Annotated in this window: 4 protein-coding genes; 3 read left to right on the forward strand and 1 reads right to left on the reverse strand. The window is 69.8% G+C overall.

The features are described from left to right. Window positions 1–25: 25 nt before the first annotated feature. A complete protein-coding gene (locus tag AE652_RS11190; protein WP_053112037.1) occupies window positions 26–2,512 on the reverse strand; it encodes a transglycosylase domain-containing protein in 2,487 nt (828 codons plus the stop codon). A 518-nt stretch (window positions 2,513–3,030) separates the two neighbouring features. Here AE652_RS11190 and AE652_RS11195 point away from each other — a divergent pair. The 3 genes from AE652_RS11195 to AE652_RS11205 all read left to right on the forward strand — a co-directional run bounded on the left by AE652_RS11195 (window position 3,031) and on the right by AE652_RS11205 (window position 6,411). Then, window positions 3,031–3,729, forward strand: a complete 699-nt coding sequence (locus tag AE652_RS11195; RefSeq protein WP_049651118.1) for a PadR family transcriptional regulator — start codon at window positions 3,031–3,033, stop codon at window positions 3,727–3,729. Between the two features lie 126 nt (window positions 3,730–3,855). Continuing rightward, on the forward strand, window positions 3,856–4,938 hold the full coding sequence (locus AE652_RS11200; protein WP_049651119.1) for an inositol-3-phosphate synthase: 1,083 nt from the start codon (window positions 3,856–3,858) through the stop codon (window positions 4,936–4,938). A gap of 150 nt (window positions 4,939–5,088) precedes the next feature. After that, entirely contained in the window at window positions 5,089–6,411 is a 1,323-nt protein-coding gene (locus AE652_RS11205; RefSeq protein ID WP_369808287.1) for an MFS transporter, read from the forward strand. The last annotated feature ends 248 nt before the right edge of the window (window positions 6,412–6,659 follow it).

Raw genomic sequence — 6,659 nt, forward strand, 5'->3', positions numbered from 1 at the left:
GGTTCCGGGTTCCGCCCGGCCGGGGCTACTGCCCGGCCGCCCCGCCGCCCTGGAGACCGCCCGTGCTGCTCGGCGTCGGCTTGCCGCCGCCGGTCGGGCGTCCGCCACCGCCACCGTTGCCGCCGCCCGGCGGCGTGGTGTCCGTCGGTCCCGGCGGCTGCGTCGGGCAGCCGATCACCGGCAGACAGGTGTTGCCCGGGTTCGGCCTGGTGTGCGAGGGGGTCGGCTGGTCGCCGGGGCAGTCCACGCCGGGCACGCAGGTCTGGGTGGGCTGCGGCTGCACGGGCGGCTGCGGCGCCTGCGTCTGGGCGGCCGGCGGGGCCGTCGGGCTGTCGGTCGTGGTCGGGGTCGTCGTCGCGCTGGCCGTGGACGGCGCGCCGGAGGAGTCGACCTCGGTGCCGACCGGCTGCGGGGTCGGGAAGTCCATCTTCTTCTCGTTGGCCAGTGCGGCCTTCATGTACCGGGTGAAGACGTCGGTCGGGATGTCACCACCGTGGATGGACTCCTTGCCGCCGGTGCCGTTGAGCGACTGCCGCTCGTGCTTGGTCGGGTCCTCGCGCCACATCGCGACGCTGGTCGCCAGCTGCGGGGTGTAGCCGACCCACCAGGCCGACTTGTTCTGGTCGGTGGTACCGGTCTTGCCGGCCACCGGGCGGCCCAGGTCCTTCGTCTTCTTACCGGTACCGTTCACCGCCACGTTCACCAGCGTGTCGGTGACGTTGTCGGCGACGGCCGGCTCCAGCGCGACCTTGGGCTCCTTCTTGCCGAAGCCCGGCCGCTCCACGCCGCTCACCTCGACCTTGGTGACGGAGTACGGCTCGGCCTCCTTGCCGCTGGCCGCCAGGGTGCCGTAGGCGGTGGCCATCCGGATCGGGCTGATGGTGGAGGTGCCGAGCGGGAAGGTCGCCGTCTTCGGGTCGGCGAGGCTCTCCTTCTTGATGCCCATCTGCACCGCGATGTCGGCCACGTTCTGGCCGCCGACGTCCTGGTTCAGCTGGACGAAGGGCACGTTGTACGAGTACTGCATGGCCATCCGCAGCGAGACGTAGCCGCGCTTGCCGGCGTCCTCGTTCTTCTGCCGGTAGGGCTTGCCGTCGTCGCCGATCACCAGCGAGCCGTCCGCCTTGCGGATCTCGGACATGTCGTCGGCCAGGTAGCGGCTGTCGGCGTTGATCCGCTTCGGCTTGCCCTTGTCGTCCTTCGCGGTCTGCACGCCGGTCTGCATCGCGGTGGCCAGCACGAAGGGCTTGAAGGTCGAGCCGACCTGGACGCCGGTGGCGTCGGCGTTGTTGTCGAAGTGGCCGTTCTCCACGCCGTCACCGCCGTAGAGGGCGACGATCGCGCCGTCGCCGGGGCGGATGCTGGCGGAGCCGAACTGGATGTTGGTGTCGTTGTCCGGCCGCTTCTGCGGGTTGAGGTTCTCCGCCTTGACGGCGTCGACGGCGCTCTTCAGCGCGTCGACCTTGTCCTTCTCGAAGGTGGTGTAGATCTTCAGGCCGCCCCGGTCGATCATCTGCTGGGTGATCGTCTTGTCGGTGGCCATCACGTACTTGTTGGCGGTGTCGACCAGGTAGCTGATCTCACCGTTCATGTTGGAGTTGGGCTTCTGCGTGATCGGGTCCGGGAACGCGGTGCACTTGGCGCGCTCCTCCGGGGTGATGGCCTTGGTGTCCACCATCTGGTCCAGGATCCAGTTCCACCGGCCCTGGGCCCGGTCCTTGTTGGCCGGGTTGGTGGGGTCGTAGTACGCCGCACCCTTGAGCAGACCGGCCAGCATGGCGCTCTGACAGACGTTGAGGTCCTTGGCGTCCACCCCGTAGTACGCCTGGGCGGCCGCCTGGGCACCGTTCGCACCGCGGCCGAACCAGCTGGTGTTCAGGTAGCCGGTGAGGATCTCCGGCTTCTCCTTCTCCTGGTTGATCTTCAGCGTGATGAAGAACTCCCTCACCTTGCGGCTGAGGGTCTGCTCCTGGCTCAGGTAGGCGTTCTTCACGTACTGCTGGGTGATCGTCGAGGCGCCCTGGGTCTCGCCGCCCTTCGCCATGTTCCAGACCGCGCGGAGCATGCCCTTGGGGTCGATGCCGCTGTCGGTCTTGAAGCTCTTGTTCTCCGCGGCGATGACGGCGTCCTGGAGGTGCGGACTGATGTCCTTGAGCTCGACGATCTGACGGTTGGTCTGGCCCTTGCGGGTCATCTCCGTGTTGTCGGCCCAGTAGTAGATCGTGTTCTGGTCCTTCACCAGATCGTTCAGCTTGGGGACCTCGGTGGTCTGGTACAGGTAGAACACCAGGCCCACGAAGCAGCCGAAGACCAGCACGAAGGCGCTCAGCCACTGCTTCCAGGACGGCAGCCAGCGCCGGACGCCGGTCTTGCCGAACCGCGGGTAGTCGATGAAGCGCTTCTTGCCGGGGCCGGCGGCCGCGGCGGCGGAGGCGGCCGCGGCGTCACCGCGCCGGCCACCCCCCTTGGCGCCCTTCTTCTGGGCGGCCTTGCGCATCTCCGCACGGGTCATCCGGGGCTGCTGTGCGGTCTCCCTGACCCCCGAGGGGCGTCGCCGACCGGCGCCGTCCGAGCGCAGCTCGTCGGGTCCCGGCCCCTCGCCCTGACGGCCACCGCCTCCCGGGGGCTGCTGCCCCTCACCGCCCGGGTTGGGCGTCCTTCGCCGTCGCTCGCTCATCTTCCAGCCACTCCTCGCCAGGCGTTTCCAGCCTGAAGGCAGGGTTCACGTCCGATGCCCGCCAACCGCCCTGATCCCGGAGGTGGTCCTCGTGCACACGCGACAGCGTACGCAGCACGGATATACAACTAATCGGACATCAGTTGCCAATGCCCGCAAAACGGCAACAGATCATTACAAGCCCGTTGCCAACACCAGCCGCGCGTCGGCTTGTGATCACATTCACGCGCGCCCCTCTTGCCCGTTCCGGGGGTCGGGTTTACTGTTCTCGATATATCGAGCCGATACATCGAAGCGGTATACCGCCGGATGCAGCGGCCGATCGGACACCGAGCGGGAGGAGGGCGGCGACAGTGGGCAGGCGCTCAGGAGTGCTGGAGTTCGCCGTCCTCGGGCTGCTCCACGACGCCCCGATGCACGGCTACGAGCTGCGCAAGCGGCTGAACATCCTGCTCGGGACGTTCCGGGCGCTCTCCTACGGGACGCTCTACCCCTGCCTGAAGAGCCTGGTCGCCCAGGGCTTCCTGGTCGAGGACAACCCCGACGTCGAGTACGTCCCGGCCACCGCGCTCAACGGCAAGCGGTCCAAGATCGTCTACCGGCTCTCCGCCGAGGGGAAGCAGCGCTTCGAGGAGCTTCTCGCCGACTCCGGCCCGGACGCCTGGGAGGACGAGCACTTCGGCGTGCACTTCGCCTTCTTCGGCCAGACCGACCGGGCCGTGCGGATGCGCGTCCTGGAGGGGCGCCGCAGCCGGCTGGAGGAGCGGCTGGAGCGGATGCGCAACTCGCTGGCCCGCGCCCGCGAGCGGTTCGACGACTACACCGTCGAACTCCAGCGGCACGGACTGGAGTCGGTGGAGCGCGAGGTCCGCTGGCTCAACGAGCTCATCGAGACCGAGCGGTCCAACCGCACCGGAAAGACCGGCCCCGACGCCGGCGGCAGCGCCGCCGGACCCCGCAAGACTTCGGACGGCCGTGGCCAGGAGACCGGGTCCCCGGACCCGTCCGGGCCACCGTACGACCGCCCGGGGCGCTCCGCCCAGGAGCGCTGACACCGCGCCAGCCCTGTGCCGCGCGGCAGGAATGGGCGCCTCGCGCCCGTGCACGCAGTCATCGAAGAAGCAGGACGAGTTCCGCCTACCCCGGCGGGCCTCATGAGATCACAGGGAGCAACCGGAATGGGTTCGGTTCGCGTAGCCATCGTGGGCGTGGGCAACTGCGCCGCGTCGCTGGTGCAGGGTGTCGAGTACTACAAGGACGCCGACCCGGCCGGCAAGGTCCCCGGGCTGATGCACGTCCAGTTCGGTGAGTACCACGTCCGCGACGTGGAGTTCGTCGCCGCCTTCGACGTCGACGCCAAGAAGGTCGGCTTCGACCTGGCCGACGCCATCGGCAACAGCGAGAACAACACCATCAAGATCTGCGACGTGCCGCCGACCGGCGTGACCGTCCAGCGCGGCCACACCCTCGACGGCCTGGGCAAGTACTACCTGGAGACCATCGAGGAGTCGGACGAGGCGCCGGTCGACGTCGTCCAGGTCCTCAAGGACCAGCAGGTCGACGTCCTCGTCTGCTACCTTCCCGTCGGTTCCGAGGACGCGGCCAAGTTCTACGCCCAGTGCGCCATCGACGCCAAGGTCGCCTTCGTGAACGCCCTGCCGGTGTTCATCGCGGGCACCAAGGAGTGGGCGGACAAGTTCACCGAGGCCGGCGTGCCGATCGTCGGTGACGACATCAAGTCCCAGGTCGGCGCGACCATCACGCACCGCGTGATGGCCAAGCTGTTCGAGGACCGCGGTGTCATCCTCGAGCGCACCATGCAGCTGAACGTCGGCGGCAACATGGACTTCAAGAACATGCTCGAGCGCGAGCGCCTGGAGTCCAAGAAGATCTCCAAGACCCAGGCCGTCACCTCGCAGATCCGCGACCGCGAGCTGGGCGCCAAGAACGTCCACATCGGTCCCTCGGACTACGTGGCCTGGCTGGACGACCGCAAGTGGGCGTACGTCCGCCTCGAGGGTCGCGCGTTCGGTGACGTCCCGCTGAACCTGGAGTACAAGCTCGAGGTCTGGGACTCCCCGAACTCCGCCGGTGTCATCATCGACGCCGTGCGCGCCGCGAAGATCGCCAAGGACCGCGGCATCGGCGGCCCGATCCTGTCGGCCTCCTCGTACTTCATGAAGTCCCCGCCGGTGCAGTACTTCGACGACGAGGCCCGCGAGAACGTCGAGAAGTTCATCCGCGGCGAGGTCGAGCGCTGAGCGCAGCGAGGTTCGCGACTGTTGAGCGCTGAGCGCTGAGCGCCGCCAGCTCGCAGGAAGGGCCCGTGGTCTCCGGATCGCGGGCCCTTCACGTTCTCGCGGCCAATGTTTCACGTGAAACAGCGGCCGGTTCCATGGCACTCTGGGCGGGTGGCGATCACCGAGAACGGCAGCACCCACCAGTCCGCGCACCGCGCCACGCTCCTCGACCTGATGAAGGGCCGCGACTTCCGGCGGCTGCTGACCGCCCGGGTGCTCTCCCAGCTCTCGGACGGCGTCTTCCAGGTCTCGCTCGCCGCGTACGTGGTCTTCTCCCCCGAGAAGCAGTCCTCCCCCGCCGACATCGCCTCGGTGCTGGCCGTGATGCTGCTGCCGTTCTCGGTGATCGGCCCGTTCGCCGGTGTGCTGCTGGACCGCTGGCGCCGCCGCCAGGTGCTCTACTTCGGCAACCTGGCCCGCTTCGGACTGGGCCTGGGCACCGGCGCGCTGCTGCTGGCACAGGCCCCGACCTGGCTGTTCTTCGCCTCGGCCCTACTGGTCACCGCGCTCAACCGGTTCATCCTGGCCGGCCTGTCCGCTGCCCTGCCCCGGGTGGTGGAGCAGGACCAGCTGGTCACCGCCAACGCCCTCTCCCCCACCCTCGGGACGGTCGCCGCCGCCTCCGGCGGGGGCATCGGCTTCGCGCTGCACCAGCTGATGGCCCCCGGGCCGAAGGCCGACGCCGCCCTGGTCACGGTGGCCGCGCTGCTCTACCTGTCGGCCGCGCTGGCCGCCCGGCGGATGGACCGCGACCTGCTCGGCCCGGAGCAGCACCGGGACCGCCCGGGGCTCGGCCAGGCGCTGGTCCGGGCCGCCGTCGAACTCGGCGCCGCGGTGCGCCACCTGGTCCGGGACTGCCGGCCCGCCGTGCACGCGCTGGCCGCCGTCACCGCGGCCCGGTTCTGCTACGGCGTGCTGATCGTGGTCGTGGTGATGCTCGCCCGGTACACCTTCAACGACCCGACCGACAGCGCGGCCGGGCTGGTCACCCTCGGCCAGGCGGTCGGCCTGTCCGCCGCCGGGTTCTTCGTCGCCGCGCTGGTCAGCCCCTGGTGCACCCGCCGGCTGGGCCTGGCCGGGTGGATGACGGCCTGCCTGGTCGCCCCGGTGGTCTTCGTCCCGGCGCTGGGCCTGAGCTTCACCCTGGTGCCCTGCCTGCTCGCCGCCCTGCTGCTCGGGGTGGTCACCCAGGGCACCAAGATCTGCGCCGACACGGCGGTCCAGGAGTCGGTCGAGGACGAGTACCGCGGCCGGGTCTTCGCCATCTACGACGTGCTGTTCAACGTCGCCTTCGTGGCCGCCGCCCTGGTCACCGCGCTGGTGCTGCCGCTGTCCGGCCGCTCGGTCGCGGTGGTGCTCGGGGTCGCCGGGGTATACGCGCTGACGGCGGTCCTCTACCTGCGCTCCGCCCGCCGGAGTCCCCTCCCCCGCTGACCAGGCCTCCTGGAAACCCGCGGGGCTCGGGGCCGACGGCGTCCGACCGACTCGCTAAGGTACTCGAACCTGTCGTAGCGACAGAACTCTGTCTCGGGGGACGAACTGATGAGCACACCGCCCAATCCGTACGGGCCGCCCTCGTCGGCCCCGGTGGGCCGGCCCGCAGCACCGCCGTACGGGGCACCCGTCCCCCCGCCGGCCGCGCCGTACGGGCCGCCGCCGGCCTACGGACAGCCCGCGCCGCC

Origin of the sequence: Kitasatospora sp. MY 5-36 (assembly GCF_001182915.1) — a bacterium.
Classification (GTDB): domain Bacteria; phylum Actinomycetota; class Actinomycetes; order Streptomycetales; family Streptomycetaceae; genus Kitasatospora.

Coding starts and splice junctions, on each gene's coding strand:
- AE652_RS11190 (WP_053112037.1), bottom strand. CDS start 2,512: ATGACCCGTGCGGAGATGCGCAAGGCCGCCCAGAAGAAGGGCGCCAAG.
- AE652_RS11200 (WP_049651119.1), top strand. CDS start 3,856: ATGGGTTCGGTTCGCGTAGCCATCGTGGGCGTGGGCAACTGCGCCGCG.